Raw genomic sequence first — 16,467 nt, 5'->3', positions numbered from 1 at the left:
AATCGGCGATTGAGAATGACTTGCAGACGCTAATGAATCCCGCAGCAGTTGGCTTGCCCAGTATCCTGACCATCGAAGACGACCCCGTGCTCGGCGCCTATGTCCACGAGCATCTGGGGCGTTGTGGTTTCCAGGTCACGTGGTGCCAGAACGGCCAGCAAGGCCTGCAAATGGCCCGCGACCAGGCGTTCGATGTGGTGTTGATGGATATCCTGCTACCGGGGATGGACGGCTTGTCGGTCCTGACCCATCTGCGTGAGAGCCATTCAATCCCGGTTATCCTGATGTCGGCCCTGGGCGCTGAAGCCGATCGCATCAGCGGTTTTCGCCTGGGCGCCGACGATTACCTGCCCAAACCGTTCAGCATGATCGAACTGCGGGTGCGCATCGAGGCCATCCTGCGGCGCGTGGCCCTGGACCGGCGCCCATTGCAGACCCTGGCGCCTGCACGTGACGATGCCCGTACCCTGCGTTTTGACGATGAGCTGAGCGACGTCTTCCACCTGGATCACTGGGCGGGCTTGACCCGCAGCGAATATCGCCTGCTGGAAACCCTGCATCGCAACAGCGAAGAGGTCCTCAGCAAGGCCTTCCTTTACCAGCACGTACTGCAACGCGGCTACGCACCCCATGACCGTAGCCTCGATATGCATATCAGCCAGATCCGCCGCAAGCTTAAGTCCATTGGCTACAGCGAGCGTGAAGTGCGCACGGTGTGGGGCAAGGGCTATGTGCTGAGCGGTCCCGATGACAGCCTTTGAACGTCCCTTGAAGCGCCTGCCGGGTAAACATTCGCTGTTCTGGAAACTGGCTTGCCTGTTGATCGCCTTCTGCTTGCTGATGATCTGGCTCAGTTGGTCCTGGGGGCGGTATATGGAGGAGCAGAATGCCTACCTGGACGAGAACGCGCGCACTACTTTGAGTGGTTACGCCGTCAGCGCCGAGCAGGCCTGGAGGCGAGGTGGCAGCGCGGGCGTTGACGCATGGCTGCACGCGATGCGCACGCGGGAAACCACCTGGATCGGCGTGATTGGCAATGACCTGCAGTCGTTGAGCAGTACCCCACTGACTGACAAGGAAAGCCAGCGCCTGACCTTCCTGCGCGGCCTGGACTGGCCGGTAAGCCGCCATGTGAAGGGCTTGCCGTGGCTGAAAGTGCCGTTTGCAGTGGACCCGAATGCGGGCTCCCTGGTGATCGAGTTGCCGCAGCGCTTCCTGCCGGGGCGCTACCAATTATTCTGGCGCGTGGTCACCAATGGCGTCATCCCAGGCTTGTTTACCCTGTTGTTATGTATTGGCCTGTATCGGCTGTTGATCATGCCCCTCAATCAGTTGCGTGAGCAGGCCAATGCGTGGCGGGCTGATCAACTGCATACGCGGCTGTCCCACGACGCCACCAGCCGCCAGGACGAATTGGGCGAACTGGGCAGGGCGTTTGACCATATGTCCGAGCGTTTGCAGGGCACCGTCGTGTTGCAGCAACAACTGCTGCGGGACATGTCCCATGAGCTGCGAACCCCGCTGAGCCGTTTGCGGGTGGCCTGTGACAGCGAGCAAGATTTGGCGCAGTTGCGTGAACGCCTTGGCCGTGAGATCGATGCCATGCAGCGCCTGGTGGAAGACAGCCTGCAACTGGCGTGGCTAGACACCGAACGCGCACCACTGCCCAAGGAAGACATCCAGCTCCAGGCCCTGTGGGACATGCTTCGCGAGAATGCGTGTTTTGAAAGCGATTGGCCGGCGTCGCGCCTGCCGTGCCTGTTGGAGGCTGATTGTTGGGTGCGGGGTAACTTGAATACGCTGGCCCAGGCGCTGGAAAACATCCTGCGCAACGCGATCCGACATTCGCCTGCCGACAGCGTGGTCAGCCTGGATGGGAGGCGCGAGGGTGACCACTGGCATTTGTGGTTGGAGGACCAGGGCGGGGGCATTGATGAGCAGGATCTGGAGCGGATCTTTGCGCCCTTTACCCGATTGGAGGGCTCACGCCCAGGCGATGGCGGTTTTGGCCTGGGCTTGAGCATTGCCCGCAATGCTGTGCAACGCCAAGACGGCAGCTTGTGGGCGGAAAACACCGGGCGCGGGTTGCGAGTGCACTTGCGGTTGCCGGCCCGCTAGGCGTCAACCGCGACGCTGTTTGCGCTTCTTCCACTGGTGCGCAACCCACCAGCGCCAATACCCCATGGTCAGGCAATAGGCCAGGGCGCCCAGTACCAGGCCCAATACCACCGAACCCAGCAGGAACGGCTGCCAGAGCGTGCTCAACTGGCCGCTGATCCACTCCCAGGTCAGGTCATCGGGCAGGCTGCGGGGTGGCACATTCATCAGCCAGGCGCCGGTCATGTAGGTGCAGAGAAACACCACCGGCATGGTGATCGGGTTGGTCAGCCACACCAGGCTAACGGCGATGGGCATGTTGCCCCGCACCACAATCGCCAGGATCGCTGCCAAGAGCATCTGCAAGGGAATCGGGATGAACGCTGCGAACAATCCCACTGCCATGGCCCGTGCCACTGAGTGCCGGTTCAGGTGCCAGAGGTTGGGGTCATGCAACAGCGTGCCGAGAAACTGTAATGACTTGTGTTCCCGGATACTGGTGGGGTCGGGCATGTACCGTTTGAATAAGCGCCGGGGCATAAGGGGTCCAGGTCAATTCGAGGGGCAAGTATGCCCGCATTCTATAAACAGAAAATTCAGACTTTGTGACAAAAGATCATAGGTCGCTTTCCAGGCCCGGCTAAGACTCAGTGGATCACTTGAAAAGGATGATTCATGAGGACAGGGATGTTTGCATTGGCGCTGGGCTTGTTGGCGTTGCGTTGGTTGCCCGCGCTGCCACCTGGTGGGTGGCTGATTGTCATGTTGGTGCTGGCGTTGATGCTGTTGCCCTTTCGCACCTATCCGTTGGCGTTTTTCCTGCTGGGGTTGAGCTGGGCATGCATCAGCGCGCAAAGAGCGCTGGATGATCGCCTGCTGCCCGTGTTGGACGGCCAGACCCGCTGGGTCGAAGGGTGGGTAACCGGATTGCCGCAACAAACGGGTGAAGGGGTGCGGTTTGAGTTGGCCGACAGCCGGTCGCGCAGTAGCCGGCTACCCAAGCGTATCCGGGTGTCCTGGCGGGGCGGGCCGGCAGTGCGCAGTGGTGAGCGCTGGCGCTTGGCAATCACCCTCAGACGACCGTCCGGGTTGCTGAATTTTCATGGGTTCGACCAGGAAGCCTGGCTATTGGCCCAGCGCATCGGGGCCACGGGCACGGTGAAGGATGGCGAACGGCTGGCGCCAGCGCACCATGCCTGGCGCGACGCACTCCGCCAGCGCTTGATGGCGGTGGATGCCCAGGGGCGCGAGGCAAGCTTGGCAGCGTTGGTGCTGGGGGACGGTTCCGGGTTGGCCAGCGAGGAATGGCGGGTATTGCAGGACACTGGAACGGTGCACCTTTTGGTCATTTCCGGCCAGCACATCGGCATGTTGGCGGGTCTGGTCTACGGGCTGATCGTCGTATTGGCGCGTTACGGCTGCTGGCCCCGCACGTGGCCCTGGCTACCATGGGCCTGTGGCCTGGCCTTTACTGCCGCGTTGGCTTACGGCGTGTTGGCGGGGTTTGGCGTACCGGTGCAGCGCGCCTGCGTAATGCTGGGGCTGGTTTTGGTATGGCGCTTGCGATTTCGCCATCTTGGCCTTTGGTGGCCGTTGTTGCTGGCACTCAATGGTGTGTTGATCCTTGAGCCATTGGCCAGCCTGCAGCCGGGGTTCTGGTTGTCGTTCGCAGCGGTGGCGGTGTTGATCCTGGCCTTTGGTGGGCGGCTGGGGTCCTGGAGCCTCTGGCAGGCGTGGACCCGGCCACAATGGTTGATCGCGATCGGACTGTTTCCGGTACTGCTGGTGTTGGGGCTGCCAATCAGTCTCAGTGCACCGTTGGCCAACCTGGTGGCGGTGCCGTGGATCAGCCTGCTGGTGTTGCCGCTGGCGTTGTTGGGTACAGTACTGCTGCCATTGCCCATTGTGGGGGAGGGTTTGTTGTGGTTGGCGGGCGGGGCGTTGGATGGGTTGTTCAGGGGCCTGGAATGGCTCGCCGGGCTGGTGCCGGCATGGGTCCCTCCCGAGGTGCCGTTGAGGTACTGGGTGATAAGCCTGATGGGGGCTGTTCTACTTTTGCTGCCCCAGGGCGTGCCGTTTCGCTTGTTGGGCTGGCCCATGCTGTTGCTGGCGGTGTTCCCGCCGCGAGAACTGGTGCCCCACGGGCAGGTAGAGGTGGTGCAGCTAGATGTCGGGCAGGGTCAGTCCCTGATCCTGCGCACTCGCCATCACACTATGCTTTACGATGCCGGCCCGCGCGCTGGCGCATTCAACTTGGGCGAGCGCGTGGTGCTGCCGTCGTTGCGCAAGCTGGGTGTAGGAGCGTTGGATATGATGCTGCTCAGCCACGCCGACGCCGATCATGCCGGTGGTGCGGCGGCGGTTGCCAACGGCATGCCGGTCAAGCGCGTGGTGGGCGGGGAGACCGACGGGCTGCCGGCATTTCTCGGTACACAGCCTTGCCTGAGCGGCGAGCGCTGGACATGGGACGGTGTGTCATTCGAGCTCTGGCAGTGGCCTGACGCCACTAATGGCAACGCGAAATCCTGTGTACTGCAGGTGCAGGCCAACGGTGAGCGGTTGCTGCTGACCGGCGATATCGATCGTGCGGCCGAGCAGGCCTTCCTGGCCTCACCCTTGGCGCTGCCAACCGACTGGCTGCAGGCGCCTCACCACGGCAGTCGCACGTCTTCCTCATGGCCGTTTGTACAGCGTTTGGCACCCTCGTCTGTATTGATTTCCCGGGGGCGCGGCAATGGCTTCGGCCACCCCCACCCGCAGGTGATGGAACGCTACCAGGCGCTGGGCAGCCGGGTATACGACAGTGCAGAGCAAGGGGCCGTGCGCCTGAGGCTGGGGGCTTTTTCGCCACCGGTTGTTGCGCGCAGTCAACGCAGCTTCTGGCGCGGGCGGTTACCTTAATCCCAGGTTACAAAGGGCCGACGCAGGTCCTGGGTCGACGAACCCCGCTGCCGAACCTATATGGTAAAGTGGCGTACTTTTTCGAGGGGATATTCACTGTGTGGGAACTGGTCAAATCCGGCGGCTGGATGATGTTGCCGATCATCATGAGCTCTATCGCCGCACTCGGCATCGTTGCCGAACGCCTGTGGACCCTGCGCGCCAGTCGCGTGACCCCCGAGCATCTACTGGGGCAGGTCTGGGGCTGGATCAAGAACAAGCAACTGGACAAGGAAAAACTCAAGGAACTGCGTGCCAACTCGCCACTGGGTGAAATCCTCGCGGCGGGCCTGGCCAACTCCAAGCATGGTCGCGAGATCATGAAGGAGTGCATCGAAGAGGCCGCTGCCCGGGTTATCCATGAACTGGAGCGCTACATCAACGCCCTCGGCACCATCGCCGCCATGGCACCTTTGCTGGGGTTGCTGGGCACGGTGCTGGGCATGATCGATATTTTCAGCTCGTTCATGGGCTCGGGCATGACCACCAATGCAGCCGTGTTGGCCGGTGGTATTTCCAAGGCCTTGATCACCACAGCGGCGGGCTTGATGGTGGGTATTCCCTCAGTGTTCTTCCACCGCTTCCTGCAGCGCCGTATCGATGAATTGGTAGTTGGCATGGAGCAGGAAGCCATCAAACTGGTGGAAGTGGTGCAAGGCGATCGTGATGTAGACCTGGTTGAGGGCAAAGCGTGAAATTTCGCCGCAAGCAACGGGAAAATGTCGATATCAATCTCGCGTCGCTGATCGACGTGGTGTTTATCCTGCTGCTGTTTTTTGTCGTCACCACCACCTTCACGCGCCAGACCGAATTGCGTGTCGACCTGCCAGAAGCCGTCAGCGGTTCGCCGGCCGAAGACCAGCAGGTCAAGCAGCTAGACATAGCCATCAGCGCCGATGGGGTGTTTTCGGTGAATAACCAGTTGCTTGAGAAGAATGACCTCACCAGCCTGATGGCTGCTCTGGAAAAAGAGTCCGGGGGGGATACCAAGATGCCACTTTCCATCAGCGCCGACGGCAAGACCCAGCACCAGGCAGTAATTACCGCGATGGATGCTGCTGGCAAGCTGGGTTTCAGCCACTTGCGCATGACCACCATCGAGGCGGCGAGCCAACCCTGATGGCCATGTCTGATCGCTTGCTCAAGGCCTGGTACGAGGGTCATTCGGCCCTTGCGCTGTTGCGGCCACTGGAGTCGTTGTATCGCCGGGTCGTGCAGCGTAAACGCGCACGATTCCTGGCGGGCGAGGGCGAGATCTATCAGTCTCCGGTGCCAGTGGTGGTGGTGGGCAATATCACCGTGGGCGGCACCGGCAAGACACCGTTGATCCTGTGGCTCATTGAGCATTGCCGACGCAGTGGGTTGCGCGTCGGCGTGGTCAGTCGTGGCTATGGTGCCAAGCCGCCGCAGTTGCCGTGGCGGGTTGAGTCCAGCCATAGCGCCGAAGTGGCCGGTGATGAGCCGCTCTTGATCGTGCAGCGATGTGGTGTGCCGTTGATGATCGATCCTGACCGCAGCCGTGCGGTCAAGGCATTGCTGGCCAGCGAGCCCTTGGACCTGATTCTCTCCGACGACGGCCTGCAGCATTACCGCCTGGCCCGCGACCTGGAGCTGGTGCTGATCGACGCCGCCCGTGGCCTGGGCAACCGCCGTTGCCTTCCTGCCGGGCCGTTGCGCGAGCCTGTAGAGCGCTTGCAAAGCGTTGATGCGCTGCTTTACAACGGCGCTGAATCAGACCGTGAAGATGGCTTTGCCTTTCGCCTGGCGCCCACGGCGCTGGTCAACTTGAACACAGGTGAACGTCAGCCGGTCGATTATTTCCAGGCAGGCCAGCAGGTTCATGCGGTCGCCGGCATTGGTAACCCGCAACGTTTCTTCAATACCCTGCAAACGCTACACTGGCAGCCGATACCCCATGCTTTTGCCGACCACGCGCCCTACAGTGCCGAGGTCTTGAATTTTACGCCGTCATTGCCGCTGGTCATGACCGAGAAGGACGCGGTGAAGTGCCGCGCCTTTGCCCAGCCCGACTGGTGGTACCTTGCGGTGGATGCGGTGCCATCGCCAGCGTTCGTCGCCTGGTTCGACACGCAGCTGATGCGCCTGCTGCCCGCCCGACTCTTGCCTTAAATCGCTTATTTCCAGGAAACATTCATGGACACCAAACTGCTCGACATCCTCGCTTGCCCGATCTGCAAAGGCCCACTCAAGCTCAGCGCAGACAAAACCGAGCTGATCAGCAAAGGCGCCGGCCTGGCCTACCCGATTCGTGATGGCATTCCGGTTATGCTGGAGAGCGAAGCCCGCACCTTGACCAATGACGAGCGTCTGGATAAATGACCACTGCCTTTACCGTTGTCATTCCATCGCGCTACGCCTCCACACGCCTGCCCGGCAAACCGTTGCAACTGATCGGCAACAAGCCGATGGTTCAACTGGTGTGGGAGCAGGCCTGCAAAAGCAGCGCTGAGCGTGTTGTGATCGCCACCGACGACCCACGCATCATCGAGGCCTGCAAAGGTTTTGGTGCTGAAGCGGTGCTGACCCGGGAAGACCACAACTCCGGCACCGACCGTCTGGCCGAAGTGGCCACGCAGTTGGGGCTGGCGCCCGATGCCATCGTGGTCAACGTGCAAGGTGACGAACCGTTGATCCCGCCAAGCGTGATTGACCAAGTGGCGGCCAACCTCGCGGCCCACAGCGAAGCACGCATGGCCACACTGGCTGAACCCATCGAAGACATCGATACGCTGTTCAACCCGAACGTGGTGAAAGTGGTCAGCGACATCAATGGCCTGGCACTGACCTTCAGTCGCTCCACCTTGCCCTGGGCGCGTGATGCTTTTGCCAAGCACCCTGACGTGCTGCCAGAAGGCGTGCCGTACCGCCGTCACATCGGCATTTACGCCTACCGTGCAGGCTTCCTGCATGACTTTGTCAGTTGGGGCCCATGCTGGCTGGAAAACACCGAATCCCTGGAGCAACTGCGTGCCCTGTGGCACGGCGTGCGCATCCATGTGGGCGATGCGCTGGAAGCGCCACCGGCCGGTGTGGACACGCCAGAAGACCTTGAGCGCGTCCGTCGCCTGCTGGGGGCTTGATGGAGGTTTTGTTTGTCTGCCTCGGTAATATCTGCCGCTCGCCCACCGCTGAAGGCGTGCTGCGCCATAAATTGCGCGAAGCGGGCCTGGCGGCGCAGGTAGAGGTTGCGTCCGCGGGTACGGGCGAATGGCATATCGGCAATCCGCCGGACCAGCGCAGCCAGCGTGCAGCGCTGGCGCGCGGTTACGACCTGTCGGCCCAACGTGCCCAGCAGGTCTCTCGCGCCGACTTTGCGCGTTATGACCTGATCCTGGCTATGGACCACAGCAACCTGCGGAACCTCAAGGCGATGCAGCCGGCACAAGGCAAGGCGCAGCTGGACCTGTTCTTGCGCCGCTACGACGCAGAAGTGGACGAAGTGCCCGACCCGTATTACGAGGGCGAGCAAGGCTTCGAGCGGGTCCTGGACCTGATCGAGCAGGCCTGTGACCTATTGGTGATCGAATTGAAGGGGCGGTTATGACCTTGCACGTGCTTGCGCAGGTATCGCTCAAGCCATTCAACAGCTTTGGCATCGACGTGCGTGCGCAATTGTTTGCCGAGGCCCACAGCGACAGCGACGTTCGCGAAGCTCTGGCCTATGCTGCCGCACACGCACTGCCGCTGTTGGTGATTGGTGGTGGTAGCAACTTGCTGCTGACCCAAGACATCTCAGCACTGGTGTTGCGCATGGCGACCCAGGGCATCCGGGTGTTGCAGGATGATGGTCAGCAGGTGGTCGTCGAGGCCGAAGCCGGTGAAACCTGGCACCCGTTTGTGTTGTGGACCTTGGCGCAGGGTTTTTGCGGCCTGGAAAACCTGAGCCTGATCCCCGGCACCGTCGGCGCTGCGCCGATGCAAAACATCGGCGCCTACGGTGTAGAAATCAAAGATGTATTCGCTGGCCTGACGGCCCTGGACCGCCATACCGGCGAGCTGCGGGATTTCAGCCTGCAGGAATGCAATTTCGCCTACCGTGACAGCCTGTTCAAGCACGAAACCGGGCGCTGGTTGATCCTGCGGGTGCGTTTTGCCCTCAGTCGCGCCAGCCACCTGAAACTTGACTACGGCCCGGTGCAGCAGCGCTTGGCTGGGCAGGGGATCACCGAGGCGACACCGAGCGATGTCAGCCGGGCGATTTGCAGTATTCGCCGCGAGAAGCTTCCAGACCCGGCGGAACTCGGCAATGCTGGCAGCTTCTTCAAGAACCCCTTGGTGCCCCAGGTGCTTGCGGCTGAACTCCAGGCGCTGTACCCGGACCTGGTGGCCTACCCGCAGGCCGATGGGCAAATGAAGCTCGCTGCCGGCTGGCTGATCGACAAGGCCGGCTGGAAGGGCTTCAGGGACGGTGACGCAGGCGTACACAAGTTGCAGGCGCTGGTATTGGTGAACTACGGCGACGCCACAGGCCATGACATTGCAAACCTGGCGCAGCGTATCCAACGGGATATCGCGGAGCGTTTCAAGGTGGACCTGGAAATGGAACCCAACCAGTACTGAGCCAATCAGTGAAAACAAAAATGCCCCGCATCTTTCGATACGGGGCATTTTTTATTGCGGTAAAGGATCAGTCATCGCGGCTCATGATGCCGAAGATCTGCAGCAAGCTGATAAACAGGTTATAGATCGATACATACAGGCTGATGGTCGCCATGATGTAGTTACGCTCACCACCGTGGATGATCGCACTGGTCTGGAACAGGATGCACACAGAGGAGAACAGCACAAAACCTGCGCTGATCGCCAATTGCAGCCCGCTGATTTGGAAGAACATGCTCGCTACAACCGCTCCCAGCAACACGAAGAAGCCCGCGGTGATGAAACCACCCAGGAAGCTCATGTCCTTGCGAGTGATCAGCACGTAGGCCGACAGGCCGCCAAACACCAGTGCCGTCATGGCAAACGCCGAACTGACCACTTCCGCGCCGCCGGCCATGCCGAGGTAGCGGTTGAGGATCGGGCCAAGGATAAAGCCCATGAAACCGGTCAAGGCAAATGCCGACACCAAGCCCCAGGCCGAGTCACGCAGCTTGTTGGTCAGGAAGAACAGCCCGTAGAAGCCGATCAGCACAACAAAAATGTTCGGGTAGCCGACGCGCATCTGTTGAGCCACGAACGCCATCACGCCGCTGAATGCGAGGGTAAGGGCGAGCAAGCCATAGGTGTTGCGCAACACGCGGCTGACTTCAAGCTGCTCAGCCTGCGCGTTACCATTCACTGCGTAATTCTGTTCGCGCATGGCGACACTCCTTCGGTTTTGAAACGTTCAGTCGCAAAGATCATAACAGACGCTCTGTAACAAGCGATGCCGAGAGTTTGACAGTGTGTTTCATTCGGGTATTATGGCGCCCGCTGAGGCAGGATGAGCTATTCTAATCCTGTGATGCACAAGGGAAATTGGCAGAGTGGTTGAATGCACCGGTCTTGAAAACCGGCGAACGTTAATAGCGTTCCCAGGGTTCTTATCTAAGGCTATCTCCAGTTGCACCTTGCAGTACCGCTTCATCGCGTCATCGGAATAAACGGGAAATTGGCAGAGTGGTTGAATGCACCGGTCTTGAAAACCGGCGAACGTTAATAGCGTTCCCAGGGTTCGAATCCCTGGTTTCCCGCCGCGAACTCAATAAAATCAAGGGCTTAGATGAAAATCTAGGCCCTTTTTTTGTGCTTTTTCAGCTACAGTCTGGGATAGGGGGGGCAAAACCCCTCGCATCTAAAAAGTGCTTCCCTAAGGGTGCAACAATTTTGGTTGCACCTTAGGCCTCCTGTCCGCTGAAGCTTTGGCGTAGTTTTTTCATTAGCTTGCAATTCCCTCTTTATTCTTCAGCTGCGCTCGCGTCCATTAGGTGATATCTGCATCGCTGGCCTGGCGATGTGCCCGAATCCTATTTTGAGCTGAAGCCTGCGGTTTGACAGTTGGTCGCTAATGGGCGGTGAGTGACGGGCATTTGATGCCCCATTTGTGATTGCCAGAAACTAAAAAGCTCAACTCGTAAAATGCCCGGCAGGCACATATTCAGGCTGGCAAACAGATTGGCTCCCTCACTTGAGCAAGATGGCATATCACTCAGAGTCTTCACCAAGCGACCAGTCTCCTTTCGCTCCCTGCCGACCTCGCCCAGCAAGAGATTGCTAGATTTCCGTATCAGCAAAGCCGCTGATGTGGTGACGGCCATAAATCTCCTCCTGGTCTGACCTTAACTTCCGCCTCCTTGGCATCAGCAAAATGAGATTGGATTGCGCTATAGGACTGTTGGAGTTGACTAATCGCTCGAATGGACGCAGAGCCCCCTGCTTCGTTCGTCACTGTTAATCGCAGCGACACCGCTAGCCCTCCATTGGGAGCGTTGTTACGCCATAAGAGTTGCCCTAATCGGGCGTTTAAAAAACGGTATGCTCCCAGCATACTGTAAGATGCAACTAATTAGTTGCATCTTGTTGCGTTCATCATTTTGATGTGGAAGGATGCGCCCGAAATTTGGAGCCAGTCGTGCTCTGACGACACATATGAGGCGCATGTCAGGTTATGAAGCACGTAGAACTGTATGAAACCACCCGTAACGGTATCCCTACTTTCCGACTCCTCTGTCCGGATCAGGCGATGTCTGAATTTTTCGATAGCTGGGCTTATCAACTAGCCAAATTGAAGAAATTCAAAACCGTTAAGGCGTACTGCTATGCGGTTCAAAGCCTTCTTAACTTTATGCACCAAGTCAGCATCTATAACCACGGCCTTACCCCGACTCTTCTCAATGATGCTTTGGATAGCTATGAAAGTTATCTGGTTTTCGGAGAAAATAGTGACGCACCGATCGCTCGTGAAGCTGCAAAGGTACTGGGTTCCCAGAAAATTTCGGGGGCATCTGTTTGCGTGCATCTTGTTGCTGTAAACCGTTTCATCGCAGCTAGTGAGGCTATGCGAGACGGCTTGCTGCAAATGCAGCGCAGTGGTTATGTATCTGAAGTGGCGATCTCGATGATGCCTATTACTATCTCTAAACATATCGATGCCCCTAAAGCTGTTAGTGCCTCTATCAAAGCTAATAGTTGGTTGGCAGGTTGCCTTGCAGGCGGTGCCAAGAGAATTAAGACGCAAAACCTTGCACCCAAATCAAAGCCTTCAACTCTGGCGCGCACTGATGAGTTTGGGGGCGATGAAAAAGCATTTCCGATTGATAAGTGTAAGGCCCTGATTGACAGTGCAGCTTGTCTGAGAGACAAGGTGCTGTGGTCGCTCATCGCTGCGTCTGGTTGTAGGATTTCAGAAGCTTTGACGGTACTACTTGATGATATTGAGATTGATACTGAGAATCCGAAACTGAACAAGGTATATATCGTAGACCCTGATACGCGTCGGGATGTGCTGATTGATTATATTTCTGAAGCAGATCTGAATAAGCTTGATCATAAAGGAAGGGACACGCCTGGTACTTTCCTTATTGAGCCGTTTGCCTCGATGTTTTGGTACAACCTTGGTCTTTACAATGAAGAGCAGCGTGACAAGGAAAAAGAAAGGCGCAGGCCAGTACTGCATCGTTTTCTTTTTCGTAACCTCAGAAATGGCAATGCTATGCCTCTATCCTACCAGGCAGTTTGGGAACGATTCAGTAGGGCAGCGGCCAACTTGACGGGTACTAGCTATGGCTTTCATTCGCTGCGCCATATGTACGCATATTATCTTGTTAATCATTGTCCTAATCCAGTGGGTAAAAACAAGTTCGGGTTGGAACTCAAAGTGGTGCAAACATTGATGGGGCATAAGTCAATCAAGTCTACGGAGCGTTACGCGCGCAAAGATGCAAAAATGCTCGAGGCGACGTTTGCCGCCATTAACATGCTGCGAATGTCTGCATCAAATTTCAGCACAACTCAAGTGCAGATCAAACATTTAGAGAGCGAAATTGAGCAGTTGAAACTTTCACTCTGTGTGGAGAGTGCGGCATGATTAATTTGGACAAGAATAGCGCTATTTGGCTGGTTTCCGATGAGCACTTGAATGGCGAGTTTCGAAAGGCGGTTTCGCTTGTGCGCCAAATTTACAGAAAAGTTCATGGTGCAAGCAACAATAATAGTTTGGCTTATAAAGTTGAGGCTGTCTTGAATTCTGGTGTGGACATCAGCAGTTGGGGGAGGCTTGAACTCGATACCCTTTTGCAAGTGACATTTCGTGATAGTGAAACCTCTCTTAGCGATGTTGACCGCGCGCTCGGTAATACTCCTCCCTCCTACGACATGGCACTCAGCCAATTTTTTCGTATGGTATTCATTGCCCTTTGGGGCCGGAGGGTGCTGATTGCACCTCTGTCAATTCAGACAATCAATCACCAGGTTGAATGTTTTGATATGCTTTGTGAGAAGCTGGATGTTGCGTCACTCACCTTGGTTCGAGGCCTGCATCCTGAATCAAAAATCGAGAGTATTTTCAAAAGAGGCGAATTCAATGACGGAAGTAGTCGAGTTAATTTCTGGTTGAGGTTGCTTCTGAGTACGACTTTTTATGGTTTAGATGATATCCAGTCGGAGGACTGTCAGAGATTATTCGATAGTGCGAATGGCGTTGGTGTATTGCCGCTTCGTAGATATTATGTTAACGACTTCCTGCTGAATATTACTTCTGCATGCGAGAAGAAAAAGGCAGTAGTAGAGGCGATCTTTGCCCAGTATAAGATATCTAAGCAAGTAGCCAGGCCGGAGCGTGTTCGATTGGGGCGTCGCGTCTTGCCTAAGGTGAAGGCAAAGACTGCAGCTGAAGAGTCAGTTTTAAGGTCGCTTGAAGTTGCGCAGCAGTTAGCTTCTGGGAAACGTGATTTCGACTTCAAAGAAACTTTCAAAATGCACTTCCCTTCATCTCGTATCAGAGAGGTATTTAGTTTGGGGGAGGAGGGCGCGCGATTCCCGCTTTTTGACTGGTCACATCATCAAGTACAAACGTTCGCGCTTCATATTAATGCGGTTTATAAATCCTTTATGAAGTCTAAACGATTGCAGAAATCGCACGGTCACACGTTCATGCTTGGTATGCTTATGAGCTACTTGTTAGCCTATCTACCGAATTTTTTCATGCGCCGTGATGGGTCGCTTGAAAATTATCCCAGAACACTTAATGATTTTTCTTGTAGTCTGTATTTTACACGTGAATCAATTTTCTTGGACGGCGTTATCAAGTTTGTGCGGGTGCCGCCACACACCTTTCTGACATATTTAGAGGCGTTTGCTAGAGCACATGGTTGGACTAACGAGACTCATTATTCGCGAGTGCTGATTATGCAGCATTTTTGTGAGTATGTTGAAGATAATCGTCTTGCCTTGCCTGATGCTGACGAATCTAAGTGTACTTTTACAAGTTCGTGCTTCCCTCCCATTGAAAAAAAGTCGGGAACAGTGAAGCGCCCCATTCCACGCCCTTATTTCGCCACATTTCTCAGCATGCTCTATAGCTTCGAGTACCTGGTTGAACACATCAATTTGATGCCATCCGTCGCAGGTAGGAGGGAGATGGATATCAATTATGGCGTGATGGATGGAGAGCTAATTCAGCCGTCTATGGCTGATCTTCTGCACTCCCATGCATGGGCAGGTTTAATTTCGCGTGAGGTTCAGGGGCTGGATCAGGTCAGCCAATCCTTGTTGAATTACACGCCTATTTTTTATCATGAGAAACGGATATATCGATTTGATTTTTTGCCGCGCTTTTATAAAGTCGTTGACTTCGAAACTGGAGGGCGAGTGTTACAACTTGTCTCACCTAACGAAGTCCGATTGACACAGCTCATGTGTGAGACGGGGCTTCGTCAGCACCACCTCGCTTGGCTTAACAAGGATAAATACGATTGTGTTCTTGATCGCTACTGGAAGAGCCCCTTGGCGCCGCTTTTCGTAAGTTCAGACAAGTCTCATGGTGAATGGACTGCCATTGTGTCCAGGCATGTCATCCATATCATGGATCGCCAAAAGAAATGGTATGACTCATGCAGTTCCGAGTCCTACAAGGAAGATCTTTGGTACGGTATGACGGAGGGTTCGAAGTTTGGTCAATACAAACCTCTCTTTCGTAACTCGGGCACCGCTGACAGTAACTGGAAAAATAACCGGTATTTTCCTATTTTTTTAATGATTCTTCAGTACTTCATCAAAGTTGTTATGGAGGATGACTCTGGTGAGGATTTGGTTTTCATTAAGACTGCATCGAATGAGAAAACGCCGATCGCAGGGTACGACGATTTGTCTCTGAGTAAGGTTTCAGTAAGCTCACTCAGCAGTCCGCATACCCCCCACGGTTTGCGTGCTGGATTTGTGACTGAAGCGATGCGCTTTCTGCCACCTTCAATCATTGGTCAATTTATGACGGGGCAGACAGAAGAGCTTGTATGGTATTACACCATTTTCGATGATGAGAATATGCCCGACCACCAGAAACTACTCGCTGACTATATGACCAAAAATATGGACAAGCTTCAAGGCGGGGAAGCACCAGAACTTGCGCAGGCAGTTCTCAAGCTGAATGCAAGGTTGAAGGACAGTATCCATCAAGACCCAATCAAGGCTATTGAAACGCATGGCCTGATGAGTTTGACTGGGGTGAAGGAGGAGCAAAACGGTCTAGAGGTCTTACGCGCCAAACGCTACACGACACTGGCATACAATAATTGTCATATTTGTCCTTTCGGCAACCGTTGTCCGAAAGAGGTCGTGGATCAAATCGGCGTGGGTAGACCCTGCGCGCTTTGCCCTTACGCAATCCGAGGCGTTGACCACCTGCCTGCTGTGTGTGCAGAGAAGGATAAGTCTAAAGAAATGATGCGGGGTGTTTTGGACAAACTGAAGGAATATCAGGCTTTGAAACCGTCCTCTCGGAATCACCAGGTAGAGGAGACTCTCAATGGTGAGTATGACCGCCATGCCAGAGAGGCGTGTGCACTGGAAGCAATTGAACAGCAACTTTATAAGATGGCTAATGATGGGGATTTCAAAAGCCTCTTCCTAAGCGACAAGAACGGGTTGGCCGCTCATTATAAGAAAATTAGCCTTTCAGACGGTGAGCATTTGTTGAAGCGTCTTATCGATGTACAAAATTTCCCAGATGTTAACAGTGCACGTCTTGATCAGAAATTTGCCTATATGCGTGGCATGATGCTTGTCCAACAAGGTAAATTTGAAGAGTTGTTGCGTGTCGACCCTAGACCTCCGAGTCATCAGCTTTCATCGCAGATTGCGAGCATGCTTTCAGCCGGGGTGTTGGACGTGAGGGATGTGGTTAAAATCGGGCATGCTGCTGCTAATCCGTCCTTTGAAGCTAAGCCGGCAGAATACATCTCTGCTAAAATCGGCGTCACTCTTTTGGAGGGCTAA

The 16,467-nt window shown here is 55.8% G+C and carries 15 protein-coding genes and 1 tRNA gene; 13 read left to right on the top strand and 3 right to left on the bottom strand.

Annotation, left to right across the window (positions count from 1 at the left end; genetic code table 11):
• Positions 1-32: 32 nt before the first annotated feature.
• Positions 33-761, top strand: a complete 729-nt coding sequence (locus ACLD1Y_RS16320; protein ID WP_429478914.1) for a response regulator transcription factor — start codon at positions 33-35, stop codon at positions 759-761.
• A complete protein-coding gene (locus tag ACLD1Y_RS16315) occupies positions 748-2,118 on the top strand; it encodes a histidine kinase sensor domain-containing protein (protein WP_429478913.1) in 1,371 nt (456 codons plus the stop codon). The genes ACLD1Y_RS16320 and ACLD1Y_RS16315 overlap by 14 nt, the downstream gene beginning before the upstream one ends.
• 3 nt (positions 2,119-2,121) lie before the next feature.
• Here the strand turns inward: ACLD1Y_RS16315 and ACLD1Y_RS16310 are convergent, their stop codons facing one another.
• Positions 2,122-2,637 (bottom strand): DUF2062 domain-containing protein, encoded by a 516-nt coding sequence (locus ACLD1Y_RS16310; RefSeq protein WP_429478912.1) that lies wholly within the window; start codon positions 2,635-2,637, stop codon positions 2,122-2,124.
• A 135-nt stretch (positions 2,638-2,772) separates the two neighbouring features.
• Here ACLD1Y_RS16310 and ACLD1Y_RS16305 point away from each other — a divergent pair, with 135 nt between their 5' ends.
• The 8 genes from ACLD1Y_RS16305 (at position 2,773) to murB (ending at position 9,618) form a co-directional block, all read left to right on the top strand.
• On the top strand, positions 2,773-4,998 hold the full coding sequence (locus tag ACLD1Y_RS16305) for a DNA internalization-related competence protein ComEC/Rec2 (protein WP_429478910.1): 2,226 nt from the start codon (positions 2,773-2,775) through the stop codon (positions 4,996-4,998).
• A 98-nt stretch (positions 4,999-5,096) separates the two neighbouring features.
• Positions 5,097-5,732: a MotA/TolQ/ExbB proton channel family protein gene (locus ACLD1Y_RS16300; protein WP_065885051.1), complete on the top strand. Its 636-nt coding sequence runs from the start codon at positions 5,097-5,099 to the stop codon at positions 5,730-5,732.
• Entirely contained in the window at positions 5,729-6,157 is a 429-nt protein-coding gene (locus tag ACLD1Y_RS16295) for an ExbD/TolR family protein (protein WP_429478908.1), read from the top strand. Before ACLD1Y_RS16300 ends, ACLD1Y_RS16295 begins: the two co-directional genes overlap by 4 nt.
• Positions 6,157-7,167 carry a tetraacyldisaccharide 4'-kinase gene (gene lpxK, locus ACLD1Y_RS16290; RefSeq protein ID WP_429478906.1) on the top strand — a complete coding sequence of 337 codons (1,011 nt, stop codon included), beginning with the start codon at positions 6,157-6,159 and terminating at the stop codon, positions 7,165-7,167. The genes ACLD1Y_RS16295 and lpxK overlap by 1 nt, the downstream gene beginning before the upstream one ends.
• Before the next feature lie 24 nt (positions 7,168-7,191).
• Positions 7,192-7,377, top strand: coding sequence for a Trm112 family protein (locus ACLD1Y_RS16285; RefSeq protein WP_105522807.1), 186 nt, complete (start codon positions 7,192-7,194; stop codon positions 7,375-7,377).
• A complete protein-coding gene (gene kdsB / locus ACLD1Y_RS16280) occupies positions 7,374-8,138 on the top strand; it encodes a 3-deoxy-manno-octulosonate cytidylyltransferase (RefSeq protein ID WP_429478905.1) in 765 nt (254 codons plus the stop codon). Before ACLD1Y_RS16285 ends, kdsB begins: the two co-directional genes overlap by 4 nt.
• Positions 8,138-8,602, top strand: coding sequence for a low molecular weight protein-tyrosine-phosphatase (locus ACLD1Y_RS16275; RefSeq protein ID WP_429478903.1), 465 nt, complete (start codon positions 8,138-8,140; stop codon positions 8,600-8,602). Before kdsB ends, ACLD1Y_RS16275 begins: the two co-directional genes overlap by 1 nt.
• The gene (gene murB, locus ACLD1Y_RS16270) at positions 8,599-9,618 is read left to right on the top strand and encodes a UDP-N-acetylmuramate dehydrogenase (protein ID WP_429478901.1); all 1,020 of its coding nucleotides are present in this window, start codon (positions 8,599-8,601) and stop codon (positions 9,616-9,618) included. Before ACLD1Y_RS16275 ends, murB begins: the two co-directional genes overlap by 4 nt.
• A gap of 67 nt (positions 9,619-9,685) precedes the next feature.
• Here the strand turns inward: murB and ACLD1Y_RS16265 are convergent, their stop codons facing one another.
• Positions 9,686-10,357 carry a Bax inhibitor-1/YccA family protein gene (locus ACLD1Y_RS16265; RefSeq protein ID WP_424081513.1) on the bottom strand — a complete coding sequence of 224 codons (672 nt, stop codon included), beginning with the start codon at positions 10,355-10,357 and terminating at the stop codon, positions 9,686-9,688.
• Positions 10,358-10,642: 285 nt separating this feature from the next.
• Here ACLD1Y_RS16265 and ACLD1Y_RS16260 point away from each other — a divergent pair.
• Positions 10,643-10,730 (top strand) — tRNA-Ser (locus ACLD1Y_RS16260).
• Between the two features lie 273 nt (positions 10,731-11,003).
• Here the strand turns inward: ACLD1Y_RS16260 and ACLD1Y_RS16255 are convergent.
• Complete coding sequence (locus ACLD1Y_RS16255; protein ID WP_314481767.1) at positions 11,004-11,294, bottom strand: hypothetical protein; 291 nt, start codon at positions 11,292-11,294, stop codon at positions 11,004-11,006.
• Between the two features lie 350 nt (positions 11,295-11,644).
• Between ACLD1Y_RS16255 and ACLD1Y_RS16250 the strand changes: the two genes are divergently transcribed.
• Both ACLD1Y_RS16250 and ACLD1Y_RS16245 read left to right on the top strand, forming a co-directional pair.
• Positions 11,645-13,063, top strand: coding sequence for a tyrosine-type recombinase/integrase (locus ACLD1Y_RS16250; RefSeq protein ID WP_429478899.1), 1,419 nt, complete (start codon positions 11,645-11,647; stop codon positions 13,061-13,063).
• Positions 13,060-16,467: a hypothetical protein gene (locus tag ACLD1Y_RS16245; protein ID WP_429478898.1), complete on the top strand. Its 3,408-nt coding sequence runs from the start codon at positions 13,060-13,062 to the stop codon at positions 16,465-16,467. The genes ACLD1Y_RS16250 and ACLD1Y_RS16245 overlap by 4 nt, the downstream gene beginning before the upstream one ends.

The sequence above is a fragment of the Pseudomonas sp. 18175 genome (genome assembly GCF_050432925.1).
Lineage (GTDB): Bacteria > Pseudomonadota > Gammaproteobacteria > Pseudomonadales > Pseudomonadaceae > Aquipseudomonas.
This window is presented reverse-complemented; position numbering and strand designations above follow the sequence as displayed.

Coding starts and splice junctions, on each gene's coding strand:
- lpxK (WP_429478906.1), top strand. CDS start 6,157: ATGGCCATGTCTGATCGCTTGCTCAAGGCCTGGTACGAGGGTCATTCG.
- kdsB (WP_429478905.1), top strand. CDS start 7,374: ATGACCACTGCCTTTACCGTTGTCATTCCATCGCGCTACGCCTCCACA.
- ACLD1Y_RS16285 (WP_105522807.1), top strand. CDS start 7,192: ATGGACACCAAACTGCTCGACATCCTCGCTTGCCCGATCTGCAAAGGC.
- ACLD1Y_RS16255 (WP_314481767.1), bottom strand. CDS start 11,294: ATGGCCGTCACCACATCAGCGGCTTTGCTGATACGGAAATCTAGCAAT.
- ACLD1Y_RS16265 (WP_424081513.1), bottom strand. CDS start 10,357: ATGCGCGAACAGAATTACGCAGTGAATGGTAACGCGCAGGCTGAGCAG.
- ACLD1Y_RS16310 (WP_429478912.1), bottom strand. CDS start 2,637: ATGCCCCGGCGCTTATTCAAACGGTACATGCCCGACCCCACCAGTATC.
- ACLD1Y_RS16315 (WP_429478913.1), top strand. CDS start 748: ATGACAGCCTTTGAACGTCCCTTGAAGCGCCTGCCGGGTAAACATTCG.
- ACLD1Y_RS16245 (WP_429478898.1), top strand. CDS start 13,060: ATGATTAATTTGGACAAGAATAGCGCTATTTGGCTGGTTTCCGATGAG.
- ACLD1Y_RS16320 (WP_429478914.1), top strand. CDS start 33: ATGAATCCCGCAGCAGTTGGCTTGCCCAGTATCCTGACCATCGAAGAC.
- ACLD1Y_RS16275 (WP_429478903.1), top strand. CDS start 8,138: ATGGAGGTTTTGTTTGTCTGCCTCGGTAATATCTGCCGCTCGCCCACC.
- ACLD1Y_RS16250 (WP_429478899.1), top strand. CDS start 11,645: ATGAAGCACGTAGAACTGTATGAAACCACCCGTAACGGTATCCCTACT.
- ACLD1Y_RS16305 (WP_429478910.1), top strand. CDS start 2,773: ATGAGGACAGGGATGTTTGCATTGGCGCTGGGCTTGTTGGCGTTGCGT.
- murB (WP_429478901.1), top strand. CDS start 8,599: ATGACCTTGCACGTGCTTGCGCAGGTATCGCTCAAGCCATTCAACAGC.